Raw genomic sequence first — 26,064 nt, 5'->3', positions numbered from 1 at the left:
TGTCATCACGATGTAATCGCCGTGAATCGACCCTTCAGTTCTGAAACTCGAACCGGGCCGTCTACCATCCTCTGTAGTAGATCGTCGGCAGGTCTGTCAGGAGTCGGTTGCGTGAGAGTTCGTGAGGTGCACCTCGTTGACGGGGCGCCTATCCGATTCCGCGATCGGCTTCTGGGCTACGTCGCCCTGACCAAGCCGCGCGTCATCGAGCTGTTGCTCGTCACCACCATCCCGGCCATGTTGCTGGCCGGCCGCGGCACCGTCGACCTCCCACTGATCTTCAACACTCTGTTCGGCGGCCTGTTGGCCGCGGCGGGCGCGAACACGCTGAACTGCGTGGCGGACGCCGACATCGACAAGGTGATGAAGCGCACGGAGCGACGACCGCTGGCTCGGGCCACCGTGCCCCGCAGCCACGCGCTGGTCTTCGGGCTGGCGCTGTCGGTCGGATCGTTCTTCTGGCTGTGGTGGACGACGAACCTGCTGTCGGCACATCTGGCCGCCGCCACCATCGCGTTCTACGTGCTGGTCTACACCCTGCTGCTCAAGCGGCGCACCTCGCAGAACGTGGTGTGGGGCGGCGCGGCCGGCTGCATGCCGGTGATGATCGGCTGGTCGGCCGTCACCGACACGATCGGCTGGCAGGCGCTGGTGATGTTCGCCATCATCTTCTTCTGGACGCCGCCGCACACCTGGGCACTGGCCATGAAGTACAAGGACGACTACGCAGCCGCCGGTGTGCCGATGCTGCCGGTGGTCGCCACCGAGCTGCAGGTCACCAGGCAGATCCTGATCTACACCTGGCTCACCGTGCTGGCCACGCTCGCGCTGGTCCCCGCTGCCGGCTGGCTGTACGGCTCGGTGGCCGCGCTGGCCGGGGCCTGGTTCCTGGTGATGGCCCACACGCTGCACGCGGGCGTGCGCCGCGGCAACCCGGTCAAGCCGCTGCGGTTGTTCCTGCACTCGAACAACTACCTGGCCGTCGTGTTCGTCGCGCTGGCTGTCGATTCGGTGCTGGCGCTGCCGACCCTGCTCTAGGGCAGCAGCACGATCGAGCCGGTGGTCTTGCGGCCCTGCAGATCGGTGTGCGCCCGGGCGGCTTCCGCCAGCGGGTAGTGCCCGCCGACGGTGATCGTGATCGAACCGTCTGAGATCGCATCCAGCAATTCACCGGCTCGCCAAGCGAATTCGTCGGGCGTGCGGGTGAAGTGCGCGAGGTTCGGGCGGGTCAGGAACACCGATCCGGCGGCGTTGAGCCGCTGTGGGTCCACCGGGGGGACGGGCCCGCTGGAGGCGCCGAACAGGGCCAGCGTGCCCCGAATCGCCAGGCTGGCCAGGCTCGCGTCGAATGTGGTCTTGCCCACCCCGTCGTACACCGCGGCGACGCCATGGCCGTTGGTGAGCTCACGGATCGTGGCGGCGAAATCGGCCGGGTCCTCGGGATAGTCGAGCACCTCGATCGCCCCGGCCTGCCGCGACAACTCGGCCTTCTCCGGGCCGGACGCCGTGGTGATCACCCGCGCGCCCAGGCTGGTCGCCCACTGGGTCAGGATCAGCCCGACGCCGCCGGCACCGGCATGCACGAGCACGAAATCGCGGGCCTGCACCGGATACACCGACTTGATCAGGTAGTGCGCGGTCATGCCCTTGAGCAGTGCCGAGGCGACCGCGTCCGACGGGACATTGTCGGGTACGTAAGCGATGAAATCGGCTGGCGCCGTGCAGAATTCGGCGTACGCGCCGGAAGCCTGGGCGGTGACCACCCGATCGCCGGGCTTGATCGCGGCGACATCGGAGCCGACGGCGGCGACCGTCCCGCAGACCTCGGTGCCCAGCACGAAGGGCAGGTCTCGCGGGTAGAGGCCGGACCTGAAGTAGGTGTCGATGTAGTTGACGCCGATCGCGTCCGCCTCGATGAGCACCTCGCCCGCACCTGGCTCGGGCTTCGGCTTCTCGACGTAGTTCAGGACCTCGGGGCCGCCCGTCTCGGCGACTTCGATTGCGTGCATGTCACTATCATCCCCGGTGTGAGCCGACCCTCGAATCTGGCACGTCCCGACGTCTTCCACCCGAGCATCGTGCTGGCCGGCTGCCCGCGGCTGGTCTCCGGTGACGGCGACGACGACGGCCTGGTCGGGGCGCTGCGTGCACGCGGCTTGCACGCCCGCTGGCTGTCCTGGGACGATCCCGCGACCGAGACCGCAGATCTGGTGATCCTGCGCGCGGCATGGGATTACGCCGAACGCCGCGACGAATTCCTGGCCTGGACGACCCGGGTGCGCAATCTGCTGAACGCGCCCGAGGTGGTCGCGTGGAACAGTGACAAGCACTACCTGCAGGACCTGGCCGACGCGGGCGTGCCGAGCCTGCCGTCGTACTTTTTCGAGCCGGGCGACAAGGTGAAACTGCCCAAGGGTGAGATCGTCGTCAAGCCCGCGATCGGCGCCGGCTCGATCGACACCGGCCGCTTTGTCGACCATGCCGCCGCTCGCGCCCATGTCGCGGCCCTGCAGGACTCCGGGCGCACGGCACTGGTGCAGCCCTACGACGCGCGCGTCGAGCAGGGGGAGACCGCGCTGGTGTTCCTCGGCGGCAAGCAGTCGCACGCCTTCACCAAGGGCCCGATGCTGCCGCCCGAAGGCGAGGACACGCTGCTCGACGAGTCGGGCACGTACGTCACCGAGACGCTCGCCTCGGCCGATCCCGACGTCGCGATGTGGGAGGTCGGGGCCGCCGCGCTGGCGGCCGCGGGCAGCCACCTGGGCATCGCCACGTCCGAATTGCTCTATGCCCGGGTCGATCTCATCGGCGGCCCGGACAATCCGCTGCTCCTCGAGCTCGAGGTGATCGAGCCTGGGCTCGGCTGGTTGCAGCTCGACGAGACGACCCGAGCGCTGCAGCAGCGCGCGTTCGCCCTCGAGGTCGAATCAGCTCTCGAGCGTCTTGGGCTCGGTCCGCTGTCGCATCGACGCCCATAGCGCGGCGGTGCCGGCGGTGGCTGCCGCCGCGCCCGCGACGTGCAACGCGACCAGTGCGGCCGGTACGCCGGTGAAGAACTGCACCGCACCGATCAACCCCTGGGCCACGACCAGCGCGACCAGAACTGCCAGCCGTCGCATGATGAGCCGTGGGGCGTACACCGCCTGCAGGCCGGCGGCCAGCCCGACCAGCAGCGCCAGGTAGGCGATCAGCAGCGTCGAGTGCATGTGCACCAGCGTGAGGATCTCCACCTCCAGCCGCGGCACCGTGCGCTGCGGGCTCTTGTCGCCGGCATGCGGTCCCGCCGCGGTCACCAGCGTGCCGGTCACCAATGTGGCGGTCAGCGTCAGCGCGCCGAGCAGGGTCAGATGCCGCAGCGGCTTGGGCACCAGCACAGTGGGGATGCCGTCGTCGGGCTCGCCGATCTTGACGTAGAGCAGGGTGGCCAGCCACACCATGCCCATCGAGACCAGCAGGTGGATCGCGACGGTCCACCAGGCCAGGCCGGTCAGCACGGTGATGCCGCCCAGTACCGCCTGCAGCACCGTCGAAGCAGGCATGAGCCAGGCGTAGACCAGAACCTCGCGGCGGCGCCGGGCGCGGGTCACGGCCAGGACGGCCAGGGCCGCGGTGATGACGACGAGGAAGGTGATCATCCGGTTGCCGAACTCGACGGCCTGATGGATGCCGGGCACTTCGGCGTGCGGGACGGGAACGAAGCTGCCGGGGAAGCACTGCGGCCACGTCGGGCAGCCCAGCCCCGATGCCGTCACCCGGACGATCGCGCCGGTGACGGCGATACCGCCCTGAGTGAGGATGACCGCGGCGGCGATGATGCGCTGGACGCGCAGGCTCGGCAGTGGCAGCAGGTCCACCAGCCGCAGGAAAAACCGCACGGGCTGATCGTAGAGGACGATTAACTACGGGCTGTAGTAGGGGAGTGCGGCGCGACGAAGGGAACCAGTACCTCGTCGACGAGACGTACGACGAGATCGTCGTCGATCGGGTCGCCGGTGATCAGCAGCCGATGCCACAGCACGCTCTGGCCCAGTTCGCGGGCAATGTCCACCGGAACGTCGGCGCGAACGTCACCGCGCGCGACCCCGCGGGCCAGCAATGCCGCCATCTCGTCCTTGCGCCACCCGATGACCCCGTCGCGGAACGCGCCGGCCAGCTCGTCGTCGTGTGCCATCGCGGCGACGATCGCGCGCATCGCGGTGGCCGCCCGGCCGGTGAACAGCGCCGCCCAGCCGCGCAGGATGGCGAGCATGTCGGTGCGGTAGCTGCCGGTGTCGTCGTGCGGGATCGCCGTCGTCGCCGTCTGCAGCAGGGTGGCCCGCAGCAGTGCGGAGCGGTCCGGCCAGCGCCGGTACAGCACCGGCTTACTGGTGCCCGCGGCCGTCGCCACCGCCTCCATTGTCACCGCGCTCGCGCCGCCGGCGACCAGCAATTCCCACACCGCGGCGTGGATCGCCGCCTCGAGCTCAGCACCGCGTCGGCGTGCCATTACTCCTCCATAAGAAACGCTTGCGTATCTAATCGAGTGAGCATACATTCCTGAACATGGTCACGCTGACACCTGCCGCACGCCCGGTCGTCTATCCACTGCGGACCGTTGACACCGCGACGGTCGGATACGCCCACGCGCCGCACCACCGGCGCCGGGCGACGATCGTGCATCGCCCGCTCGCCGGTGTCACCCCGGCGATGCTGCTGGACTGGTTCACGAACCTGGGCGGGACGATGAGCTACGGCGGCGCTGTCATGGACCGCTATCTCGCGTGGCATCCGTTGGATCACATCCGCTGGGAACTGGCCCGCCCCGCACCGGGCGGCGGTGCCGCGGAAGGCGCGCGATTCCGCATCGTCGAGCGGTTCGGCGGACGCCCGGAGTATCACGTCGACGTCGTCGACCGGGTCGAAAAACTCGACGCCACCGGCATCCGTCTGGTGCAGCGGCTGGCCGGCGCGGTGATCTTCCAGCTCGAACACACCTGGTCACCGGGCCCCGACGGTGCGCACTACGTCAGCGTGATGGACCTGGGTGCTCGCAGTCCGCTACTGGCTCCGGTGAACCGGGTGCTGGCCCGCCGATTCGGAGACGACATGCTGCGGGCCTGGGTGCGGCACAACATCGAGGAGGTCGGCCAGCTCGAGCACCTGCTGCCCGGGCTTGAGGCCTAGGTGAAGCGGAACCAGCGCAGCGCGCCCAGCGCCGACACCGCACCCCACACCGCCAGTACCGCGATGCCGAACCAGTCCACCGACAGTGACATGGCCTGCGTCAGCGTCTCGGTGAGGGCCCCGGACGGGGTCAGCCGGGCCACCCATGCGACCCCGCGCGGGATCGCGTCGGTCTCCAGCGTCAGCGCGCCCAGTCCGGCGAAGACGAACCACAGCAGGTTCGCCACGGCCAGCACGATCTCGGCGCGCAGCGTTCCGCCGAGCAGCAGGCCCATCGCCGCGAAGCCTGCCGTACCCAGTGCGATCACCACCGCGCCGAGCAGCAATCCGGCCGGATGCGGTCGCCAGCCCAGCGCCAGGCCGATGCCACCGAGCAGCAGCGCCTGCAGAAACACCACGGTCACCACGGCCAGCGATTTGCCCGCGATGATGCCCCACACCGGAAGTGCGGTGGCGCCCAAGCGTTTCAGTGCCCCGTAGCGCCGGTCGAATGCCACCGCGATGGCCTGGCCGGTGAACGCGGTGGAGATGACCGCCAGCGCCATGATGGCCGGAACGAAGACCGCGACGCGCTGTGGACCGAAGGAGCCCAGCGGCAACAGGGTGAGCCCGATCAACAGGGTGATCGGGATGAACATCGTCAGCAGCAGCTGTTCGCCGTTGCGCAGCAACAGTTTCAGTTCCAGGCCGTACTGGGCGGCCAGCATCCGCTGCACCGTGCTCGGCCGCGGATCGGGGGAGAAGGTGCCCGGCGGGAACAGCTGAGTCATGGCCGCAACTCCCTACCGGTCAGCTCCAGGAACACGTCTTCGAGGCTGCGCTGTTCCACCCGCACGTCGGTGGCCAGCACATTGAGCCGCGCGCACCACGCCGTCACCGTCGCCAGCACCTGCGGATCGATCTGGCCCTCGACCAGATATTCGCCCGGCGAATGTTCGCGTGCCACATAGCCTTCCGGCAGCGCGGCGATCAACAGCGACAGGTCGAGCTGGCGCGGCGCGGTGAACCGCAGCTGGCCTTCGGCGCCGTTGTGCATCAGTTCGGCGGGCGTTCCCGCCGCGACGGCCGAGCCGTGGTCGATGATCACGATGCGGTCGGCCAGCTCCTCGGCCTCCTTGAGCTGATGGGTGGTCAGCACCACCGTCACACCGTCACGGCGTAGCGCGTCGATGAGCTCCCACACCACCAGCCGCGCGTGCGCGTCCATGCCCGCGGTCGGCTCGTCGAGGAAGACCAGCTCGGGGCGCCCGACCAGGGCGCACGCCAGCGCCAGGCGCTGCTGCTGGCCACCGGATAGCCGCCGATAGGTGGTGCGGGCGGCATCGGTGAGCCCCAGCGTGTCCAGCAGCCACGCCGGATCGAGGGGATTGGCGGCGTACGAGGCCACCAGCTTGAGCATCTCGCCTGCGCGGGCGGCCGGATACCCGCCGCCGCCCTGCAGCATGACTCCGATCCGCTCGCGCACCCGCGCGTTGTCGGCCACCGGGTCCAGGCCGAGCACCTCGATCGTGCCCTCGTCCGGCCGGACGAACCCCTCGCACATCTCGACCGTGGTCGTCTTGCCCGCCCCGTTGGGGCCCAGCAGCGCCAGCACCTCGGCGGCGTGCACCTCGAGGTCGAGGCTCGACACGGCCGTCGTCGTGCCATAGCGCTTGGACACCCCGCGCAGTCGCACGGGGATTTGGTGGCCGGAACTCACGGGGACTCAGCGTATGCGTCGGGCGCCGGACGTGGCGTCGGAGGCTCGTCCGGGTCGGGTTCCTGGCCGCTGAACGTCTCGCTGGTGCCGGGCACCTTGCGCCACGGCAAGTGGTTGAACGTCACCGCGATCAGCAGCAGCACGATCACCGCGCTGGCCAGGGTGGCGTCGAGAATCTGGAACAGCGCGAACCGGTCGCCGTTGGCGGTCGGCCCGAAGATCCCGACGACGAGCGTCACCGCGATGGTCGCGATCCGGAAGCCGGGGCGGGTGGCCCACGCGGCCAGCGGGATGATCGCCCACAGCAGGTACCAGGGCTGCACGACGGGGAACAACAGCACGGTCGCACCCAGTGCCACACCGAGCCCGCCCACCGGGTGCAGGCGGCCCCGGAACACCGCCAGCAACAGCCAGGTGACCGTGATCATGATGATCAGCACGCCCATGGCGCGGGTCAGGGACAGCACGGCGGTGGTGTGGTCGCCCAGCCCGAGCAGGATGCCCACCTGGCCGGTGCCCAGCGCCACCAGCGTCGGCGGCGACATCCAACTGCGCACCACGTTGGCGGTGCCGAGCGTGAAGACCCAGCCGAAGCCCAGCCCGCTGGCCCAGCCGATAACGGCCATCACCACCAGCGACAGCGCCGTCATCAGCGTGGTCGCTCCGATGAACGCCTTGAACGACGTGCCCCAGCGATGCGCGAGCGCCATGCCCACGAAGCCCAGCGCCAACAGACCCGGCAGTTTGACCTGCGAGGACAACGCGATCAGGACCGCGCCCACGAGCAGCATGGCCAGCGGTTTCCAGGCGATCCACTGGTCTCGTCCATGTGGCCAGTGCAGCGGTCGCGGGACCAGGGAACCCGCCGCGTCGACGCCGCGCAGGGCGAACTCCGTGCCGGTCAGCATCAGGCCCAGCATCAGCGCCTCGTTGTGGATACCGGCCACCAGGTGCATCAGGAGCAGGGGATTGGCCGCACCGAGCCACAGGGCACTGACCTCGGCGACCCCGCAGCGGCGGGCCAGCCGCGGCACCGCCCACACGATCATTCCGACCCCGAGCAGCACCACGACTCGGTGACTCAGCACGGCGGCGACGATGTCCTCCCCGGTCAGCGCGGAGATGCCACGGCCGATCCAGAGGAACAGCGGCCCGTAGGGTGCCGGCGTCTCGCGCCACAGGCTGGGCACCGAGAGCGTGAAGACATGGTCCAGACCGAGACCGGGGGCGGGTCCGACCTTGTAGGGATCGAGGCCGTTGCGGGCTATCTGGCTTTGCGCCAGATAGGAGTAGACGTCCTTGCTGTACATCGGCGGCGCGATCAGCAGCGGCACGACCCACAGCAGCAGGGTGTGATCAAGCTGACTCCGCGACATCCGGCGGCTGCCGAGGGCGAAACGGCCCAGCATCAGCCATGCCAGCGCCATCATCACCGCGCCGGTCGTGGTCATCGTCAGGGACACGGTCTGGATGCGCGACGGCAGGTTCAGCAGCCGCACGCCGAAGGTGGGGTCCTGCACGACGGGGCGGGCGCCTGCGCCCAGCGCACCTATCGCCATCAGCACTGTTCCGGTCGCGCCGAACATCCGGGTGCGCTGCATCGCGCGCTGTTCGGCGGCGTTGAGCGGCGAACCCACCGTGCGTTCATCGCCGTGCAAGCGGGCGATTGACGAACTCAACGAGTGTTGGCGGGCTGCCACCACAGCACTCTAACTGCCGGGCCTTTTACGCTCGTGGCTGCTAAGGGTGCCCTTGCTAGACCTGTTCGGGGAATTGCGTAACACTGGTGTTGTGAAAATCCCGCATGACGGTCAGACCCGGGGTGCCATCGTGCAACTCCTGGTCGAGTCGGGATCGATCACCGCCGCCGAGATCGGCCGCCGACTCGAATTGTCCGCCGCCGGCGTGCGCCGGCACCTGGATGCTCTCATCGAGGCCGGCGACGCCGAGGCCAACGCCGCGGCGGCATGGCAGCAGGCCGGCCGGGGCAGGCCCGCCAAGCGTTACCGGCTCACCTCCGCCGGGCGCGCCAAACTCGAGCACACCTACGACGACCTGGCCTCGGCCGCGATTCGCCAGCTGCGTGAGATCGGCGGCGAGGAAGCGGTGGAAACGTTCGCCCGGCGCCGCATCGACGCGATCCTGGCGGGAGTAAAGCCAGGTCCCGACGGCGTTGAATCCACTGCTGAGCGGGTAGCCGATGCGTTGACGAGGGCCGGTTATGCGGCGACGACGACGCGGGTGGGCGGTCCTCTTCAGGGCATCGAGATCTGCCAGCACCACTGCCCGGTTTCGCATGTCGCCGAGGAGTTTCCGGAGCTCTGCGAGGCCGAACGACAGGCCATGTCGGAGGTGCTCGGCACCCACGTCCAGCGCCTGGCGACCATCGCCAACGGCGACTGCGCCTGCACCACCCACGTGCCGCTCACCACGGCACACCGCTAGACCAGAACCACTTCGGTGCTCAGCCCGCACCGAAGCCGCCACGATCGATTGAGGAGCGTCGCCATGACACTCACACCGGAAGCCACCCCGGCGCAGCCGCTGACCCAGGAGGAAACCATTGCCTCCCTGGGCAATTACGGCTACGGCTGGTCGGACTCCGACGTTGCGGGTGCCAGCGCGCAGCGGGGGCTGTCCGAGGCCGTGGTGCGCGACATCTCGAGCAAGAAGAGCGAGCCGGAGTGGATGCTCGACATCCGGCTGAAGGCGCTGCGCACGTTCGACAAGAAGCCGATGCCGAACTGGGGATCGAACCTCGAGGGCATCGACTTCGACAACATCAAGTACTTCGTGCGCTCCAGCGAGAAGCAGGCCGCCTCGTGGGAAGACCTGCCCGAGGACATCCGCAACACCTATGACCGCCTGGGCATCCCCGAAGCGGAGAAGCAGCGTCTGGTTGCCGGCGTCGCCGCGCAGTACGAGTCCGAGGTGGTCTACCACTCCATCCGCGAGGACCTCGAGGCCCAGGGCGTCATCTTCCTGGACACCGACTCCGGCCTGCGTGAGCATCCTGAGCTGTTCAAGCAGTACTTCGGCACGGTGATCCCGGCCGGGGACAACAAGTTCTCCGCGCTCAACACCGCGGTGTGGTCGGGTGGCTCGTTCATCTACGTGCCCAAGGGTGTCCACGTCGACATCCCGCTGCAGGCCTACTTCCGGATCAACACCGAGAACATGGGCCAGTTCGAGCGCACTCTGATCATCGCTGACGAGGACTCGTACGTGCACTACGTCGAGGGCTGTACCGCGCCGATCTACAAGAGCGACTCGCTGCACTCCGCGGTGGTGGAGATCGTCGTCAAACCCGGTGCGCGGGTTCGGTATACGACCATCCAGAACTGGTCCAACAACGTGTTCAACCTGGTGACCAAGCGTGCGCGGGCCGAGGCAGGCGCCACCATGGAATGGGTCGACGGCAACATCGGCTCGAAGGTCACGATGAAGTACCCGGCCGTGTGGATGACCGGTGAGCACGCCAAGGGCGAGGTGCTCTCGGTGGCGTTCGCCGGCGAAGGTCAGCACCAGGACACCGGCGCCAAGATGCTGCACCTGGCGCCCCACACGTCGAGCAACATCGTGTCGAAGTCGGTGGCCCGCGGCGGCGGCCGGGCGTCCTACCGCGGCCTGGTTCAGGTCAACAAGGGTGCGCACGGCTCGAAGTCGAGCGTGAAATGCGATGCGCTGCTTGTCGATACGATCAGCCGCAGCGACACCTACCCCTACGTCGACATCCGCGAGGACGACGTCACGATGGGCCACGAGGCCACCGTGTCCAAGGTGAGCGCCGACCAGCTGTTCTACCTGATGAGCCGCGGTATGACCGAGGACGAGGCGATGGCGATGGTGGTGCGCGGCTTCGTCGAGCCCATCGCCAAGGAACTGCCGATGGAGTACGCCCTGGAGCTCAATCGGCTGATCGAGCTGCAGATGGAAGGTGCTGTCGGCTAGTGAGCAACGTGACTAAGGCAGTGGAGGGTTCGCGCCTCACTGCCATCAACAAGGGCGAGCAATTCAGCTCGTTCGACGTCGACGCCTTCGAGGTGCCCGGCGGTCGCGACGAGGTCTGGCGGTTCACCCCGCTCAAGCGGTTGCGCGGCCTGCACGACGGTTCGGCGCCGGCCACCGGCACCGCTCAGATCAGCGTCGACGAACAGCCCGGCGTGACGGTGGAGACCGTCCGCCGCGGGGACGAGCGGCTCGGCCAGGGCGGCGTTCCGGCCGATCGGGTTGCCGCACAGGCATTCTCGTCGTTCAACTCGGCGACGGTGGTCACCGTGGCGCGGGACACCGAGGTGGCCGAGCCCATCGAGATCACCATCGACGGCCCCGGCGAGGGTGCGGTCGCCTACGGGCACCTGCAGATTCGCGTCGAAGAGCTCTCCCGCGCCATCGTCGTCGTCGACCTGCGGGGCAGCGGAACCTACGCCGACAACGTCGAGATCATCGTCGGCGATTCGGCAGGCCTCGGCGTCATCTGGATCGCCGACTGGGCCGACGACATGGTGCACGTCAGTGCCCATCACGCCAAGCTGGGCAAGGACGCCGTCCTCGGACACGTCAACGTCACCCTCGGTGGCGATGTGGTGCGCACCTCGGCGACGGTGCGGTTCACCGCGCCCGGTGGGGATGCGCAGCTGCTGGGCACCTACTTCGCCGACGACGGACAGTTCTTCGAATCGCGGCTCCTGGTCGACCACGCGCAGCCGAACTGCAAGTCCGACGTGCTGTACAAGGGTGCGCTGCAAGGTGATCCGGATTCCCGCAAGCCGGACGCCCACACGGTGTGGATCGGCGATGTGCTGATCCGCGCCGAGGCCACCGGAACCGATACCTTCGAGATCAACCGGAACCTGGTGCTCACCGACGGTGCCCGCGCCGACTCGGTGCCCAACCTGGAGATCGAGACCGGCGAGATCGTCGGTGCCGGACACGCCAGTGCCACCGGACGTTTCGACGACGAGCAGCTGTTCTATCTGCAGGCCCGCGGTATCCCGGAAGAGGCGGCCCGCCGGCTGATGGTGCGCGGTTTCTTCGGCGAGATCATCGCCAAGATCGCCGTGCCCGCCGTCCGCGACCGCCTGACCGAAGCCATCGAACGAGAACTAGCAATCACTGAATCGAGAACCGCACAGCCATGAGCACTTTGGAAATCAAGGACCTCCACGTCAGCGTCGCCAACGAGGACGGCACCGAGAAAGAGATCCTCAAGGGCGTCGACCTGACCGTGAACTCGGGGGAGACCCACGCGGTCATGGGCCCCAACGGATCCGGCAAGTCCACGCTGTCGTATTCGATCGCCGGCCACCCCAAGTACAACGTCACCTCCGGGTCGATCACCCTGGACGGTCAGGACGTGCTGGAGATGACCGTCGACGAACGCGCGCGGGCCGGCCTGTTCCTGGCCATGCAGTACCCGGTCGAGGTGCCCGGTGTATCGATGTCGAACTTCCTGCGCACCGCCGCCACCGCCGTGCGCGGCGAGGCGCCCAAGCTGCGGCACTGGGTCAAAGAGGTCAAGGCCGCGATGGCCGACTTGGAGATCGATCCGCAGTTCGCCGAACGCAGTGTGAACGAAGGCTTTTCGGGCGGCGAGAAGAAGCGCCACGAGATCCTGCAGCTGGGCCTGCTGAAGCCGAAGATCGCGATCCTCGACGAGACGGACTCCGGCCTGGACGTGGACGCGCTGCGCGTCGTCTCCGAGGGCGTCAACCGCTTCGCCGAGGCCGAGCATGCGGGCGTGCTGCTCATCACGCACTACACCCGCATCCTGCGCTACATCCACCCGCAGTTCGTCCACGTCTTCGTCGACGGCCGGATCGTCGAATCCGGCGGCCCCGAGCTGGCCGACGAGCTGGAGGAGAACGGCTACGTGCGCTTCACGCAGGCGGCGGCGGGAGCCTGACATGACCGCCTCGGTGGACTTGGACGTCACGGCCGTCCGCGCCGACTTCCCGATCCTGAATCGGGTGATGCGGGGCGGGCAGCAGCTGGCGTACCTGGATTCCGGGGCGACATCACAGAAGCCGCTGCAGGTTCTCGATGCCGAGCGCGAGTTTCTGACCACCTCCAACGGCGCGGTGCATCGCGGCGCGCACCAGCTGATGGAGGAGGCGACCGACGCCTACGAGCATGGTCGTGCCGATATCGCCGCGTTCGTCGGCGCCGACACCGACGAGCTGGTGTTCACCAAGAATGCCACCGAATCGCTGAACCTCGTCTCGTATGTCCTGGGGGACAAGCGATTCGAGAATGCGGTCGGTCCCGGTGATGTCATCGTCACCACCGAGCTGGAGCATCACGCCAACCTGATCCCGTGGCAGGAACTGGCCCAGCGCACCGGGGCGACGCTCACGTGGTACGGCGTCACCGATGACGGACGCATCGATCTGGATTCGCTGCAGCTCGATGAGCGGGTGAAAGTCGTCGCGTTCAGCCATCATTCGAATGTCACCGGCGCGGTCGCTCCGGTCGGCGAATTGGTTTCGCGGGCCAAGGAAGTCGGCGCGCTGACCGTGCTGGACGCCTGCCAGTCGGTGCCCCACCAGCCGGTGGACTTCCACGCGCTCGACGTCGACTACGCCGCGTTCTCCGGCCACAAGATGCTGGGCCCCACCGGCATCGGCGTGCTGTACGGTCGCCGCGAGCTGCTGAACGCGATGCCCCCGTTCATCACCGGCGGTTCGATGATCGAGACCGTCACGATGGAGGCCACCACCTACGCGCCCGCGCCGCAGCGGTTCGAGGCCGGTACGCCGATGACCTCGCAGGTGGTCGGATTGGCCGCGGCCGCACGGTATCTCGGCACGCTTGGCATGGGCGCCGTGGAGGCGCACGAGAGTGCGTTGGTGGCCGCCACGCTGGAAGGCCTCGGGGCCATTCCCCAGGTGCGCATCATCGGGCCGAGGTCTCTGGAACACCGGAGTTCGCCGGTGAGTTTCGTCGTCGACGGTGTGCATGCCCACGACGTCGGGCAGGTGCTCGACGACGAGGGCGTGGCCGTGCGGGTCGGGCATCACTGCGCCTGGCCGTTGCACCGCCGGTTCGGAATCGCCGCCACCGCACGGGCATCCTTCGCGGTGTACAACACCGTCGGCGAGGTGGACCGGCTGGTCGCGGGCGTCAAGCGGGCGGTGGAGTTCTTCTCGTGAAGATGGAGCAGATGTACCAGGAAGTGATCCTGGACCACTACAAGCATCCGCACCACCGCGGGCTGCGGGAGCCGTTCGGCGCCGAGGTGCACCACGTCAACCCGACCTGTGGCGACGAGGTGACGTTGCGGGTGGCGCTGTCCGAGGACGGCGAGCACGTCGATGACATCTCCTACGACGGCCAGGGGTGCTCGATCAGCCAGGCCGCCACCTCGGTGCTCACCGACCAGGTGATCGGGCTGACGGTCGGCGATGCCCTCAAGACGGTGGCGGCGTTCTCGGAGATGGTGTCCTCGCGGGGGACTATCGAAGGCGACGAGGACGTGCTGGGCGACGGCGTGGCGTTCGCGGGCGTGGCGAAGTACCCGGCGCGGGTGAAGTGCGCGTTGCTGGGCTGGCTGGCTTTCAAAGATGCGGTGGCGCAGGCGTCGCATCGAAAGGACTTGGAGGAGAAGCGATGAGCGACCCTGTCTCGGAAGAATTCTTGGCCGACATCGAGGAAGCCATGCGCGACGTGGTGGATCCCGAACTCGGCATCAACGTCGTCGACCTCGGGCTCGTCTACGGCCTCAATGTCGAGAAGGCCGACACCGGCACGGTGGCCAAGATCGACATGACGCTGACCTCGGCGGCCTGCCCGCTGACCGACGTGATCGAAGACCAGACGATGACCGCGCTGGTCGGCGCCGGGTTGGTCAACGAAGCCAAGATCAACTGGGTGTGGAATCCGCCGTGGGGCCCGGACAAGATCACCGAGGACGGCCGCGAACAACTGCGCGCTCTGGGCTTCACTGTTTAATGTGAGCTGATGCTGACCGTCCCGGCCTTCGTCTGGCGCGGCAATGCGTTTTGGCGGTCGGTCATCGTCGGACTTGGCGCCGGCGTCTTCCTCGGCCTGCTCTCATGGCTGGACTCGGGGCTGTGGTTCGTCCCCCTGATCGTGCTGGCCGTCATGACGGTGTTCTACGGCATCTGGCTGGGTCGCCGGATGGTCCGGTACTGGCCGGGCGCGTCGGCGCTCACTGGTGAGCAACGCGAACGGGTCGCCGGAATCGCGCACTGGGGTGGGCGGATCGGCGATCCCGCGCTGGCGCAGGCGGTGGTCGACTTCGCCGACGGCATGCACAAGGCCGAGGAGAGAGGCCGTCCGTTCCGCTGGGTGCTGCCGCTGGTCCTCGTCGTCGGGATCGGGACCGCGGTGTGGGATTCGGTATTCGGCTCGACCAGGGACATGATCGCGTCGCTCGTGTACCTCGTGCTGCTGGGGTTCGAACTGTTCTGGTGGCCGGGCCGGCGAGACCGGTTGCTGGACAACGCCGATCGCGCCAAGGAGCGCGCGTTGGTGCTCATCGAGAACACCAAAGGAAAAACTGAGTGAGTGAGCCGGCCACCGTCGTGGCGACCCGTCGCCAACTGCACGCCGTCGCCGAGAGCTTCGTCGCCGGACCGCAATACCGCGCGACGGGAACCATCCGGCTGGCGGTGCGCCTCGACGGCTTCAGCGCCACCACGCTGGCGATCGCGGTCCACGGAACGACCTTGGTCGCCGACGACCGCAGCGTGGCCCTCGCCGGTCCGGTGAGTGCTCTGGTCCGGGACAGCGGTCTCGATGTCGGGCCGCCTGCCGGCGTGTACGACTCCGTCGTTCCATTGGAACCCGGCACCGTCCTCGACCTGGACGCCACCGCCGCCGACGCCATCTACCGGTGCCTGTACGCCGGCGGCTTCGCCATCAATGCTGTTCTCCCGCACGGTCATCCGGTGCTGTGGCCGGAACACTTCGATGTCGCCGCCAGTGCCGACGAGGTCAACTACGGCGTATCGCCCGGCGACGACTTCCACGAATTGCCGTACGCCTATGTCGGGCCGTGGGACTTCGCGAGCGCGCCGCGCACCGGGCCGTTGTGGAACGCGCCGTTCGGCGCCGTGCACGATCTGGATCTGTCCGCCGACGTGGACGCGCTGGCCACCGCCATCACCGCCTTCTTCCGGCAGGTCCAGAGTCATGGATGATGCTCGCGTGTCAGATCTGTTCACCCCGCTGACCGTCGGCTCGCTGACCGTGCGCAACCGGTTCGCGATGGCGCCGATGACCAGGGCCGCCTCGCCGGGCGGCATCCCGGGACCGGACGTGGCCGCCTACTACGCCCGCCGCGCCGCGGGCGGCACCGGGCTGGTCATCACCGAAGGCATCCGCATTCCGCACCCGGCCGCCGGCTGGCCGGACCGCATCCCGAATCTCGACGGCGACGAGGTGCTGGCCGGCTGGCGCGCGGTCACCGAGGCCGTGCACGCGGAAGGTGGCACGATCGCCGCGCAACTCTGGCATCAGGGCGCTGCGCGCGGCGTGCACGACGGCGATGCGCCCGATCAGGTTCCGGTCAGCCCGTCGGGAATCGACCTCGCGGGCAGCGCAATCGGGCGCGCCTTGAGCATCGACGAGCTGCCCGAGCTCGCCGACGCCTACGCGCTGGCCGCCAGCAACGCGAAGGCAGCCGGCTTCGATGCCGTCGAGATCCACGGCGCCCACGGTTACCTGCTCGACCAATTCCTTTGGGAGCAGACCAATCAGCGCACCGACGGCTACGGCGGCTCACTGGCGGGTCGCACCCGGTTCCCGGCCGAGGTCGTCGCGGCGGTGCGCGCAGCCGTCGGCCCCGACTTCCCGATCATCTTCCGGTTCTCGCAGTGGAAGATGAACCGGTACGACGCCCGGATAGCCGCAAGCGGAGCCGAACTCGGCGAGCTGCTGGCCCCACTCGTCGAGGCCGGGGTGGACGTCTTGCACCCGTCGACCCGACGGCACTATCTGCCCGGGTTCGAAGACGAGGACCCGCGATTGAGCCTGGCCGGCTGGACCAAGAAGGTGACCGGTCTGCCTGTGATCGCGGTCGGATCGGTCGGGCTGGAAACCGAATTCAATCCCGGAGAGGGCGGCGGTCCGATCCCGCCGTCGTCGATCGACACGCTGCTCGACCAGTTCGATGCCGGCGAGTTCGACATCGTCGCGGTCGGCCGCGCACTGCTCGCCGATCCCGCCTGGGTGAATCGGGTGCGCGACGGCACGCTCGACGAGTTCGGCGGTTTCGATGCGCCCGCCGCGCTGGGCAGTTTGTATTGATCCTTGCAGGGAACACACAGCGGAACCCCGACGTTAGGACTGACGTGGCTACCCAAGACCTGACCGCACAGAACTTCAACGACACCATCACCGGCAACGACATCGTGCTGGTGGACTTCTGGGCGTCGTGGTGCGGACCCTGTCGCGCCTTCGCTCCTACGTTCACCGCGTCCTCGGAGAAGCATCCCGATGTCGTCTACGGCAAGGTCGACACCGAGGCCGAGCAGGAGCTGGCCGCCGCCGCCGAGATCCGCTCCATCCCCACCCTGATGGCGTTCAAGAAGGGCAAGCTGATCTTCAACCAGGCCGGCGCGCTGCCGCCCGCCGCGCTGGAGGACCTCATCTCGCAGGTCAAGGAGTTCGACGTCGACGCGGCCATCGCGTCTCAGTCGCCAACCGAGTAATCGCAGGGCGGGTTACCGTGCAACGGTGATCCGTGACTCTGGTTTCGTTCTCGTCGAAAACCCCCAGCCCAACATCGCTCTGGTGACCCTGAATCGGCCCGAGCGGATGAACTCCATGGCGTTCGACGTCATGCTGCCGCTGCTGGAAGTCCTCACCGACCTCCGCCACGACAACACCGTGCGCGCGGTCGTGCTGACCGGCGCCGGGCGCGGCTTCTCCTCGGGCGCCGACCACAAGTCCGCCGGGTCGATTCCGCACGTCGCCGGACTGACCCGGCCGTCGTTCGGACTGCGCTCGATGGCGGTGCTCGACGATGTGATTCTCGCCATGCGCAAGCTGCACCAGCCGATCATCGCCGCGGTCAACGGCGCGGCCATCGGTGGCGGACTCTGCCTGGCGCTGGCCGCCGACATCCGGGTGGCCGCCGATGGCGCGTACTTCCGCGCGGCCGGGATCAACAACGGGCTGACCGCCAGTGAGCTGGGCCTGAGCTACTTGCTGCCGCGGGCGATCGGCTCCTCGCGGGCCTTCGAGATCATGCTCACCGGTCGCGACGTCGACGCGCAGGAGGCCGAACGGATCGGCCTGGTGTCCCGTCAGGTGCCTGAAGACGAGCTGTTGCCGGCGTGCTTCGAGATCGCGACCCGCATCGCGGCGTTCTCCCGCCCGGGCACGGAATTGACCAAGCGGACGCTATGGAGTGGACTAGACGCCGGTAGCCTGGAAAGTCATATGCAGGCCGAGGGTCTCGGGCAGCTCTATGTGCGCCTGCTCACCGCCAACTTCGAAGAGGCGGTTGCTGCGCGCGCCGAGAACCGGGACCCGGTCTTCACCGACGAGAAGTAACTAAGGAGTAGTGCGCGTGATTACCGCAACGGACCTCGAGGTCCGCGCCGGCGCGCGCACGCTGCTCCTCGCCGAAGGTCCCGCACTGCGGGTGCAGCCCGGCGACCGCATCGGACTCGTCGGGCGCAACGGCGCCGGGAAGACCACGACGATGCGGATTCTGGCGGGGGAGGGCGAGCCGTACGCCGGCACCGTCGTGCGGTCCGGTGACGTCGGTTATCTGCCGCAGGATCCCCGGGAGGGCGACCTCGACGTGCTGGCCCGCGACCGGGTGCTGTCGGCGCGCGGTTTGGACACCCTGCTGGCCGACCTGGAAAAGCAACAGGCGTTGATGGCCGAGGTGGTCGACGACGCCGCCCGCGACAAGGCCGTACGTCGCTACGGCGTGCTCGAGGAGCGCTTCGCCGCACTCGGCGGGTATGCGGCCGAGAGCGAAGCGGGCCGCATCTGCGCGAGCCTCGGTCTGCCGGACCGGGTGCTGACCCAGCCGCTGCGGACGCTGTCCGGTGGCCAGCGCCGCCGCGTCGAGCTGTCCCGAATTCTGTTCGCCGCCAGCGATACCGGATCCGGCTCGGCCACCACACTGCTGCTCGACGAGCCCACCAACCACCTCGACGCCGACTCGATCGGCTGGCTGCGGGGCTTCCTGCAGAACCACAGCGGCGGCCTCGTGGTGATCAGCCACGACGTCGACCTGCTCGCCGACGTGGTCAACCGGGTGTGGTTCCTGGACGCCGTGCGCGGTGAAGCCGACGTCTACAACATGGGCTGGCAGAAGTACCTCGACGCCCGCGCCACCGACGAGCAGCGTCGCCGCCGGGAGCGGGCCAACGCCGAGAAGAAGGCCGGCGCGCTGCGCGCCCAGGCCGCCAAGATGGGCGCCAAGGCCACCAAAGCCGTTGCCGCACAGAACATGTTGCGCCGCGCCGAGCGGATGATGGCTGAACTGGACGCCGAGCGGGTGGCCGACAAGGTGGCCAGGATCAAGTTCCCGGTACCCGCCCCGTGCGGTAAGACGCCGCTGGTGGTCAAGGGGCTGACCAAGAACTACGGCTCGCTCGAGGTGTTCACCGGCGTCGACCTCGCCATCGATCGCGGCTCACGGGTCGTGGTGCTGGGCCTCAACGGTGCGGGCAAGACCACCCTGCTGCGGTTGATCGCGGGTACCGAAACTCCCGACGCCGGCGGGCTGGAACCCGGGCACGGGCTCAAGATCGGTTATTTCGCACAGGAACACGACACTCTCGACAACAACGCGACGGTGTGGGAGAACATCCGCCACGCCGCACCTGACACCGGCGAACAGGATCTGCGCGGCCTGCTCGGCGCGTTCATGTTCACCGGCCCGCAGCTCGAGCAACCGGCGGGCACGCTTTCCGGCGGTGAGAAAACCCGGCTGGCGCTTGCGGGCTTGGTGGCCTCGACGGCCAACGTGCTGCTGCTCGACGAACCGACCAACAACCTGGATCCCGCCTCGCGCGAACAGGTTCTGGACGCGCTGCGCAGTTATCAGGGTGCGGTGGTGCTGGTGACCCACGATCCCGGCGCCGCCGAAGCGCTCGATCCGCAGCGCGTTGTGCTGCTTCCCGACGGCACCGAGGACTTCTGGTCCGAGGAGTATCGGGACCTCATCGAGCTCGCCTGACAACTGGCATAAACCATTTCGGTCAATCCGGCCAAACCGCGCAGAAGCGCTCCTACTCTTCTGTCTATCGGCGTCGATCGACCGGGGAGGGTGATCATGAGGAAGCCCAGCGAAGCTCATGACCAGTTGTTGAACAATCTGCGGAACGCCTACGAGGGCGGCGCGAGTATCCGCACTCTGGTGGCGACGACGGGCCGATCGTACGGTTCGATCCACGCGCTGCTGCGCGAGTCGGGCACCACCATGCGCAGTCGTGGTGGACCCAACCACGTCACCCGCCGCTAGCGCTGGCGCACCGAATCTTCCACCAGATCCAGCACTGCCGAGAGTCGCTGGGGTTCTTCGCCCGCCGCCAGCCGCGCCACCAACCCATCCAGGACCAGGTCCAGATAGCACTGCAGAACGTCGCTGGGCACATCGTCGCGCAACCGGCCGGCCTGCTTCTGCCTGCGCAGCCGGTCGCTTGTCGCCGCCGACAGCTCCGCTGAGCGCTCCACCCAGCCCTGCTGGAACACCGGGTCGTTGCGCAGCTTGCGCGCGATCTCCAATCGGGTTGCCAGCCAATCGAATTGATCGGGCGCGGCCAACATGTCCCGCATCACCTGGACGAGGCCCTGGCTGGAGGCGACCTCCGCCATCCGTTCGGCATCCTCGCGCGCGAGCGCGAAGAACAGCGTGTCCTTGTCGCGGAAGTGGTGAAAGATCGCGCCGCGCGACAGACCGATGGTCTGCTCCAGGCGGCGCACGGTTGCCTTGTCGTAGCCGTACTCGGCAAAGCAGCGCCGTGCGCCGTCGAGGATCTGGCGGCGGCGGGCCGCCAGATGATCCTCGCTGACCCTGGGCACGTCCGGCTAGCCGGCCCGCAGCATATTGCGGAGCACGTACTGCAGGATGCCGCCGTTGCGGTAGTAGTCGGCTTCGCCGGGGGTGTCGATGCGCACCACGGCGTCGAACTCCACCTTGGATCCATCGGCCTTGGTGGCGGTCACGTGAACGGTCTTCGGCGTCTTGCCGTTGTTGAGCTCTTCGATCCCGACGATGTCGAAGACCTCGGTGCCGTCCAGCTTCAGGCTCGCCGCCGACTCACCAGCGGGGAACTGCAGCGGGATCACGCCCATGCCGATCAGGTTGGACCGGTGGATCCGCTCGAAGGACTCGGTGATCACCGCGCGCACGCCCAGCAGGCTGGTGCCCTTGGCCGCCCAGTCACGCGACGATCCCGACCCATATTCCTTGCCGCCCAACACCACCAGCGGGATTCCCGCCTTCTGGTAGTTCTGCGAGGCGTCGTAGATGAAGGCCTGCGGGGCGTCATCCTGGGTGAAGTCCCGGGTGTAGCCGCCGGAGACGTCGTCGAGCAGTTGATTCTTCAACCGGATGTTCGCGAACGTGCCGCGGATCATCACCTCGTGGTTGCCGCGGCGCGACCCCAGCGAGTTGAAGTCCTTGGGCTCGACGCCGTTGGCCTCCAGGTACTGCGCGGCGGGGGTGCCCTTCTTGATGCTTCCGGCGGGGGAGATGTGGTCGGTGGTGACCGAATCTCCAAGCAGCGCAAGGACTCTGGCGCCGGTGATATCGCTGACCGGCTCCGGCTCGGCGGGCATGCCGTCGAAGTACGGCGCCTTGCGCACGTAGGTCGACGCGTCGTCCCAGTCGAAGGTGTTGCCCTCCGGCGTGGGCAGCGAGCGCCAGCGGTCGTCACCCTTGAACACGTCGGCGTAGCTGGCGGCGAACATCTCGCGGTTGATCGACGACGCGATGGTCTCTTCGATCTCCGCCGTCGTCGGCCAGATGTCCTTCAGGAACACGTCATTGCCGTCGGTGTCCTGGCCGAGCGGATCGGTCTCGAAGTCGAAGTCCATGGTGCCGGCGAGACCGTAGGCGATCACCAGCGGCGGCGACGCCAGGTAGTTCATCTTCACGTCGGGGGAGATGCGGCCTTCGAAGTTCCGGTTACCCGAGAGCACCGCGGTCACCGACAGATCGTTGTCGTTGATGGCGGCTGAGATCTCGTCGGGCAGCGGACCGGTGTTGCCGATGCACGTGGTGCAGCCGTACCCACCGAGGTAGTAGCCGAGCTTCTCCAAGTACGGCCACAGGCCGGCCTTGTTGTAGTAGTCGGTGACCACCTGCGAGCCGGGCGCCATGTTGGTCTTGACCCACGGCTTGGAGGTCAGGCCCTTCTCGACGGCCTTCTTGGCCAGCAGGGCCGCCCCGAGCATGACCGACGGGTTCGAGGTGTTGGTGCACGAGGTGATGCCGGCGACGACGACGGCGCCGTGGTCGAGCACGAACTCACCGCGATCCGCCGATTTGACCGTGACCGGCTTTGACGGCCGGCCCGCCGATCCGTTGGCCGCCGACGGACGCGCGTCGACCGCACCGTCGTCGGCGAAGGACAGCGACACCGGGTCGCTGGCCGGGAAGGACTCTTCGACCGCCTCGTCGAGCTTGGTCTCCGGAGCGGGGTGGTTCTCCTCGACGTAGTTGTGGATGTCCTTGCGGAACGCATTCTTGGCGTCCGACAGCTCGATCCGGTCCTGCGGGCGCTTCGGCCCGGAGATCGACGGCACCACGGTGGACAGGTCCAGCTCCAGGTACTCGGAGAACACCGGTTCCTTATCCGGGTTGTGCCACATGCCCTGTTCCTTGGCGTACGCCTCGACCAGGGCGAGCTGCTCGTCGGTACGCCCGGTCAGCCGCAGGTAGTTGATCGTCTCGTCGTCGATCGGGAACATCGCTGCGGTGGAACCGAATTCGGGGCTCATGTTGCCCAGGGTGGCGCGGTTGGCCAACGGCACCTCGGCCACGCCCTTGCCGTAGAACTCGACGAACTTGCCGACCACACCGTGCTTGCGCAGCATGTCGGTGACGGTGAGCACCACGTCGGTGGCGGTGACGCCCGGCTTGATCTCGCCGGTGAGCTTGAAGCCGACGACGCGGGGGATGAGCATCGAGACCGGCTGACCCAGCATGGCGGCCTCGGCTTCGATACCGCCGACGCCCCAGCCCAGCACGCCGAGGCCGTTCTCCATCGTGGTGTGGGAATCGGTGCCCACGCAGGTGTCGGGGTACGCGACACCGTTACGGGTCATCACGACGCGGGCCAGGTACTCGATGTTGACCTGGTGCACGATGCCGGTTCCGGGCGGGACGACCTTGAAGTCGTCGAACGCGCCCTGGCCCCAGCGCAGGAACTGGTAGCGCTCGCCGTTGCGCTCATATTCGAGTTCGACATTGCGCTCGAACGCGTCGGCGGTGCCGAAGACGTCCAGGATCACGGAGTGGTCGATCACCATCTCGGCGGGCGAGAGCGGGTTGACCTTGTCCGGGTCGCCGCCCAGCGCCGCAACGGCTTCGCGCATGGTGGCCAGGTCGACGATGCAGGGCACTCCGGTGAAGTCCTGCATCAGCACGCGGCCCGGGGTGAACTGGATCTCGATGCTGGGCTCGGCCGACGGGTCCCAGTTGGCGATCGCCTCGATGTGCTCCTTGGTGATGTTCGCGCCGTCCTCGGTGCGGAGAAGGTTCTCGGCAAGCACCTTGAGGCTGTAGGGAAGTTTCTCGGTCCCGGGCACCGCGTCGAGGCGGTAGATCTGGTAGCTGTTGTCGCCGACCTCAAGGGTGTCGCGCGCTCCAAATGAATTTAGTGAATCGCTCACATCAACTCCCGGCGTAGTTCTCGATGCCGACGGGCTGTGTCGACATCCGCTCGAATACTAACAGTACGCTTGTCCTACTAAGCGGGCGGATCGATGCCCGTACGCGGGCAACGGTCCTGGGTCTCAGTCTTGTCTTCCTCGGCGCGTGGTGCCACCCCGGAATCGGCGCGAGGGGTACGGTTTCGGATCGTGACGATTCTGCACGCGCCGACCTTCATCCCGGTGGAGGTGTGCAGCAGTGTGGGGCTCGACCCCACGACCCCGGTCGAGCAGTGCCTGGCGAAGGTGGAAGCCGACGTGGCTTCCGACGGGGTCGCCGCGCCGGCCGCCGATGCGGCGGCTCTGCAGAAGATCGTGACCGCTGCCCAGCAGCACGGCATCGATCTCAAGGTCGTCGTGATGGAGAAGAGCCCGGCGATCGATACTCCGCTGCGCGATATCGCCACCGAGATCGGTGCCGCGAATCCCGGCTCGACGGTGTTGGTGCTCAGCCCGGGATGGGCGGGGACCTACAGCACCACCTATGACCGGGTCATCCTCGAGGCCGGCCAGGATGTGGCCAAGACGGCGCCCAATCCGGTGGTCGGAACGCAGGCCTTTGTCGACCAGTTGCAAACACCCGACTTTCCCTGGATGGGATTAACGATCACGCTCGTGATCGGGGTGGCTGTAGGGGCTGTTTTGACCCGAGTTCTACAACTCCGGGGCAGGCGCTCGCAAAATGCTGCCACCCCTGTTGACCAGGTAAAATAGCCCTACCTGGCAAATCAATAAGATTACTTTTCGGCAACATCCCGTAAATGACAAAGATGTAATTCCTGCCGGAAGTTTCCTCTGCGACAAATGTGACGTACGGTGCAACTGTCGCCATTGTTATTGATGTGACTGAAGTGACATCTGTTACTGGCGTGACTGCACGTGGAGCAGAGGAGACCAGGGTCGAATGAGACGTTCCCATCGCGGCTCTCTTTTCCGGCCGTTGGCACTCGGCGTCGCCATGACGCTGACGGTGCCCGGTGTGGCCCATGCCGAGCCCGGGCCCGGCCCCAACACGATCGCCGGACTGATCGCCGATGTCGCCGACGCCAACCAGCGCCTGCAGGACGTCGGCGCCAGGGTTCAGGCCGAGCAGGAGAGCGTCAACAAGGCCATCGTCGACGTCCAGACCGCCCGGGATGCGGCCGCCGCCGCCCAGGAACAGGTCGACGTCAGCGCCGCGGCGGTCAAGGACTCGAATGCCGCAATTGCCGACGCGCAGAAGCGATTCGACGAGCTTGCGGTCGCCGCCTATATGAATGGACCGTCGTCGGCGCTGCTGATGGCGTCCACTCCCGAGGAGATCATCTCCACCGCGTCTGCCACCCAGGCGCTGACGCTGAGCTCGCAACAGGTGATCACCGACCTGCAGCGGGCCCGCACCGAGCAGGTCAACAAGGAGTCCGCCGCGCGGCTGGCCAAGGAGAAGGCCGACCAGGCCGTCGCCGAGGCCGAAGCCAGTCAGCAGAACGCGGTCGCGGCACTGACCCAGGCGCAGAAGACGTTCGGTGACCAGCAGGCCGAGATCGACCGGCTGGCGGCCGAGCGAAAGACGGCCCAGGACAAACTCGCCGCCGCCCGTGAATGGTCGGCGCCGGCGAATTCACCTGCCGCCGTGCCGCAGTCGGCGGCGACCGGCCCGGCGACCCCGGGGGATCGCTGGGACCCGGCCGCGCCGGGATCACCGAAGGCCCCCAACGCCGGCGTCGTACCGCCGTACGGCAGCGCCTCGGAATGGGATACCACGTTGCCGATGGTGCCCAGCGCCTTCGTCTCCGGCGATCCCATCCAGATCATCAATGCCGTTCTACAGATCTCGTCGTCCTCGCTGAACGCGACCAAACAGATGGGCAAGAGCTTCCTGCAGAAGCTCGGCATCCTGAAGCCCGACGACACCGGAATCACCAACGGCGCGATTCCGTATGTCTACGGCGCGCAAGCCTCCGAGTACGTCATCAAACGCGCCATGTCGCAGATGGGCGTGCCGTACTCCTGGGGTGGCGGCACCGCGACCGGCCCCGGCCGCGGAATCGACAGCGGCGCGGGCACGGTCGGGTTCGACTGCTCCGGGCTGATCCTCTACGCGTTCGCGGGCGTCGGCATCAAGCTGCCGCACTACTCGGGTTCGCAATACAACATGGGCCGCAAGATCCCGTCGTCGCAGATGCGCCGCGGTGACGTGATCTTCTACGGTCCCGGCGGCAGCCAGCACGTGACGCTCTACCTGGGCCAGGGCCAGATGCTCGAGGCTCCCTACACCGGCTCGAACGTCAAGATCTCACCGGTGCGTACCAGCGGCATGACACCGTTCGTCATCCGCTACATCGAATACTGAC

At 67.6% G+C, this 26,064-nt stretch carries 27 protein-coding genes; 19 read left to right on the top strand and 8 right to left on the bottom strand.

Annotated features, from left to right (window positions below; all coding sequences use genetic code 11):
• Positions 1-111: 111 nt before the first annotated feature.
• On the top strand, positions 112-1,038 hold the full coding sequence (locus tag EV580_RS01325) for a heme o synthase (protein ID WP_133689360.1): 927 nt from the start codon (positions 112-114) through the stop codon (positions 1,036-1,038).
• On the opposite strand, the gene EV580_RS01320 is transcribed toward EV580_RS01325, so the two are convergent.
• Positions 1,035-2,009, bottom strand: a complete 975-nt coding sequence (locus EV580_RS01320) for a quinone oxidoreductase family protein (RefSeq protein ID WP_133689359.1) — start codon at positions 2,007-2,009, stop codon at positions 1,035-1,037. The two genes, EV580_RS01325 and EV580_RS01320, sit on opposite strands and share 4 nt — an antisense overlap.
• 18 nt (positions 2,010-2,027) lie before the next feature.
• Here EV580_RS01320 and EV580_RS01315 point away from each other — a divergent pair, with 18 nt between their 5' ends.
• Positions 2,028-2,978: an ATP-grasp domain-containing protein gene (locus EV580_RS01315; protein WP_133689358.1), complete on the top strand. Its 951-nt coding sequence runs from the start codon at positions 2,028-2,030 to the stop codon at positions 2,976-2,978.
• Here the strand turns inward: EV580_RS01315 and EV580_RS01310 are convergent.
• Together EV580_RS01310 and EV580_RS01305 are read right to left on the bottom strand one after the other, a co-directional pair.
• A complete protein-coding gene (locus tag EV580_RS01310; RefSeq protein ID WP_166654630.1) occupies positions 2,928-3,857 on the bottom strand; it encodes a COX15/CtaA family protein in 930 nt (309 codons plus the stop codon). The two genes, EV580_RS01315 and EV580_RS01310, sit on opposite strands and share 51 nt — an antisense overlap.
• Before the next feature lie 38 nt (positions 3,858-3,895).
• Entirely contained in the window at positions 3,896-4,486 is a 591-nt protein-coding gene (locus EV580_RS01305) for a TetR/AcrR family transcriptional regulator (RefSeq protein ID WP_133689356.1), read from the bottom strand.
• Positions 4,487-4,542: 56 nt separating this feature from the next.
• On the opposite strand from EV580_RS01305, the gene EV580_RS01300 reads away from it, so the two are divergent.
• Complete coding sequence (locus EV580_RS01300; protein ID WP_133689355.1) at positions 4,543-5,163, top strand: hypothetical protein; 621 nt, start codon at positions 4,543-4,545, stop codon at positions 5,161-5,163.
• Here the strand turns inward: EV580_RS01300 and EV580_RS01295 are convergent.
• Genes EV580_RS01295 through mptB form a run of 3 tightly spaced genes read right to left on the bottom strand, consistent with a single transcriptional unit; the run spans position 5,160 to position 8,562 of the window.
• Positions 5,160-5,933, bottom strand: coding sequence for an ABC transporter permease (locus EV580_RS01295; protein ID WP_133689354.1), 774 nt, complete (start codon positions 5,931-5,933; stop codon positions 5,160-5,162). The two genes, EV580_RS01300 and EV580_RS01295, sit on opposite strands and share 4 nt — an antisense overlap.
• Complete coding sequence (locus tag EV580_RS01290) at positions 5,930-6,862, bottom strand: ABC transporter ATP-binding protein (protein WP_133689353.1); 933 nt, start codon at positions 6,860-6,862, stop codon at positions 5,930-5,932. The genes EV580_RS01295 and EV580_RS01290 overlap by 4 nt, the downstream gene beginning before the upstream one ends.
• Positions 6,859-8,562, bottom strand: a complete 1,704-nt coding sequence (gene mptB / locus EV580_RS01285) for a polyprenol phosphomannose-dependent alpha 1,6 mannosyltransferase MptB (RefSeq protein WP_166654551.1) — start codon at positions 8,560-8,562, stop codon at positions 6,859-6,861. Before mptB ends, EV580_RS01290 begins: the two co-directional genes overlap by 4 nt.
• A 37-nt stretch (positions 8,563-8,599) precedes the next feature.
• On the opposite strand from mptB, the gene EV580_RS01280 reads away from it, so the two are divergent.
• From EV580_RS01280 to EV580_RS01215, 14 genes are all read left to right on the top strand, one after another.
• Positions 8,600-9,307 (top strand): helix-turn-helix transcriptional regulator, encoded by a 708-nt coding sequence (locus EV580_RS01280; RefSeq protein ID WP_370581754.1) that lies wholly within the window; start codon positions 8,600-8,602, stop codon positions 9,305-9,307.
• Positions 9,308-9,370: 63 nt separating this feature from the next.
• Positions 9,371-10,813: a Fe-S cluster assembly protein SufB gene (sufB, locus tag EV580_RS01275; RefSeq protein WP_133689350.1), complete on the top strand. Its 1,443-nt coding sequence runs from the start codon at positions 9,371-9,373 to the stop codon at positions 10,811-10,813.
• Positions 10,813-12,003 carry a Fe-S cluster assembly protein SufD gene (gene sufD, locus EV580_RS01270; protein ID WP_133689349.1) on the top strand — a complete coding sequence of 397 codons (1,191 nt, stop codon included), beginning with the start codon at positions 10,813-10,815 and terminating at the stop codon, positions 12,001-12,003. The genes sufB and sufD overlap by 1 nt, the downstream gene beginning before the upstream one ends.
• Entirely contained in the window at positions 12,000-12,767 is a 768-nt protein-coding gene (gene sufC, locus EV580_RS01265; protein ID WP_133689348.1) for a Fe-S cluster assembly ATPase SufC, read from the top strand. The genes sufD and sufC overlap by 4 nt, the downstream gene beginning before the upstream one ends.
• Before the next feature lies 1 nt (position 12,768).
• Positions 12,769-14,013 (top strand): cysteine desulfurase, encoded by a 1,245-nt coding sequence (locus EV580_RS01260; protein WP_133689347.1) that lies wholly within the window; start codon positions 12,769-12,771, stop codon positions 14,011-14,013.
• 2 nt (positions 14,014-14,015) lie between these two features.
• Complete coding sequence (gene sufU / locus EV580_RS01255; protein WP_208114585.1) at positions 14,016-14,474, top strand: Fe-S cluster assembly sulfur transfer protein SufU; 459 nt, start codon at positions 14,016-14,018, stop codon at positions 14,472-14,474.
• On the top strand, positions 14,471-14,812 hold the full coding sequence (locus tag EV580_RS01250; protein ID WP_133689345.1) for a metal-sulfur cluster assembly factor: 342 nt from the start codon (positions 14,471-14,473) through the stop codon (positions 14,810-14,812). Before sufU ends, EV580_RS01250 begins: the two co-directional genes overlap by 4 nt.
• Positions 14,813-14,821: 9 nt before the next feature.
• The gene (locus tag EV580_RS01245; RefSeq protein WP_133689344.1) at positions 14,822-15,391 is read left to right on the top strand and encodes a hypothetical protein; all 570 of its coding nucleotides are present in this window, start codon (positions 14,822-14,824) and stop codon (positions 15,389-15,391) included.
• Positions 15,388-16,026: a hypothetical protein gene (locus tag EV580_RS01240; RefSeq protein ID WP_133689343.1), complete on the top strand. Its 639-nt coding sequence runs from the start codon at positions 15,388-15,390 to the stop codon at positions 16,024-16,026. Before EV580_RS01245 ends, EV580_RS01240 begins: the two co-directional genes overlap by 4 nt.
• Positions 16,019-17,134: an oxidoreductase gene (locus EV580_RS01235; RefSeq protein ID WP_133689342.1), complete on the top strand. Its 1,116-nt coding sequence runs from the start codon at positions 16,019-16,021 to the stop codon at positions 17,132-17,134. The genes EV580_RS01240 and EV580_RS01235 overlap by 8 nt, the downstream gene beginning before the upstream one ends.
• A gap of 44 nt (positions 17,135-17,178) precedes the next feature.
• Positions 17,179-17,538 carry a thioredoxin gene (trxA, locus tag EV580_RS01230; RefSeq protein ID WP_133689341.1) on the top strand — a complete coding sequence of 120 codons (360 nt, stop codon included), beginning with the start codon at positions 17,179-17,181 and terminating at the stop codon, positions 17,536-17,538.
• 25 nt (positions 17,539-17,563) lie between these two features.
• Complete coding sequence (locus tag EV580_RS01225) at positions 17,564-18,385, top strand: enoyl-CoA hydratase (protein ID WP_133689340.1); 822 nt, start codon at positions 17,564-17,566, stop codon at positions 18,383-18,385.
• A gap of 16 nt (positions 18,386-18,401) precedes the next feature.
• A complete protein-coding gene (locus tag EV580_RS01220; protein ID WP_133689339.1) occupies positions 18,402-20,030 on the top strand; it encodes an ABC-F family ATP-binding cassette domain-containing protein in 1,629 nt (542 codons plus the stop codon).
• Between the two features lie 96 nt (positions 20,031-20,126).
• Positions 20,127-20,315 carry a helix-turn-helix domain-containing protein gene (locus EV580_RS01215; protein ID WP_133689338.1) on the top strand — a complete coding sequence of 63 codons (189 nt, stop codon included), beginning with the start codon at positions 20,127-20,129 and terminating at the stop codon, positions 20,313-20,315.
• On the opposite strand, the gene EV580_RS01210 is transcribed toward EV580_RS01215, so the two are convergent.
• A complete protein-coding gene (locus EV580_RS01210) occupies positions 20,312-20,875 on the bottom strand; it encodes a TetR/AcrR family transcriptional regulator (RefSeq protein ID WP_133689337.1) in 564 nt (187 codons plus the stop codon). The genes EV580_RS01215 and EV580_RS01210 overlap by 4 nt on opposite strands.
• A gap of 6 nt (positions 20,876-20,881) precedes the next feature.
• The gene (gene acnA / locus EV580_RS01205) at positions 20,882-23,692 is read right to left on the bottom strand and encodes an aconitate hydratase AcnA (protein WP_133689336.1); all 2,811 of its coding nucleotides are present in this window, start codon (positions 23,690-23,692) and stop codon (positions 20,882-20,884) included.
• A 189-nt stretch (positions 23,693-23,881) separates the two neighbouring features.
• On the opposite strand from acnA, the gene EV580_RS01200 reads away from it, so the two are divergent.
• Positions 23,882-24,445 (top strand): Rv1476 family membrane protein, encoded by a 564-nt coding sequence (locus EV580_RS01200; protein WP_133689335.1) that lies wholly within the window; start codon positions 23,882-23,884, stop codon positions 24,443-24,445.
• Between the two features lie 190 nt (positions 24,446-24,635).
• Positions 24,636-26,063, top strand: a complete 1,428-nt coding sequence (gene ripA, locus EV580_RS01195) for an NlpC/P60 family peptidoglycan endopeptidase RipA (protein ID WP_133689334.1) — start codon at positions 24,636-24,638, stop codon at positions 26,061-26,063.
• Position 26,064: the final 1 nt, after the last annotated feature.

Origin of the sequence: Mycobacterium sp. BK086 (genome assembly GCA_004362315.1) — a bacterium.
Taxonomy (GTDB): domain Bacteria; phylum Actinomycetota; class Actinomycetes; order Mycobacteriales; family Mycobacteriaceae; genus Mycobacterium.
The sequence above is the reverse complement of the archived record's forward strand: the minus strand, read 5'-3'. Positions and strand labels throughout refer to the sequence as shown.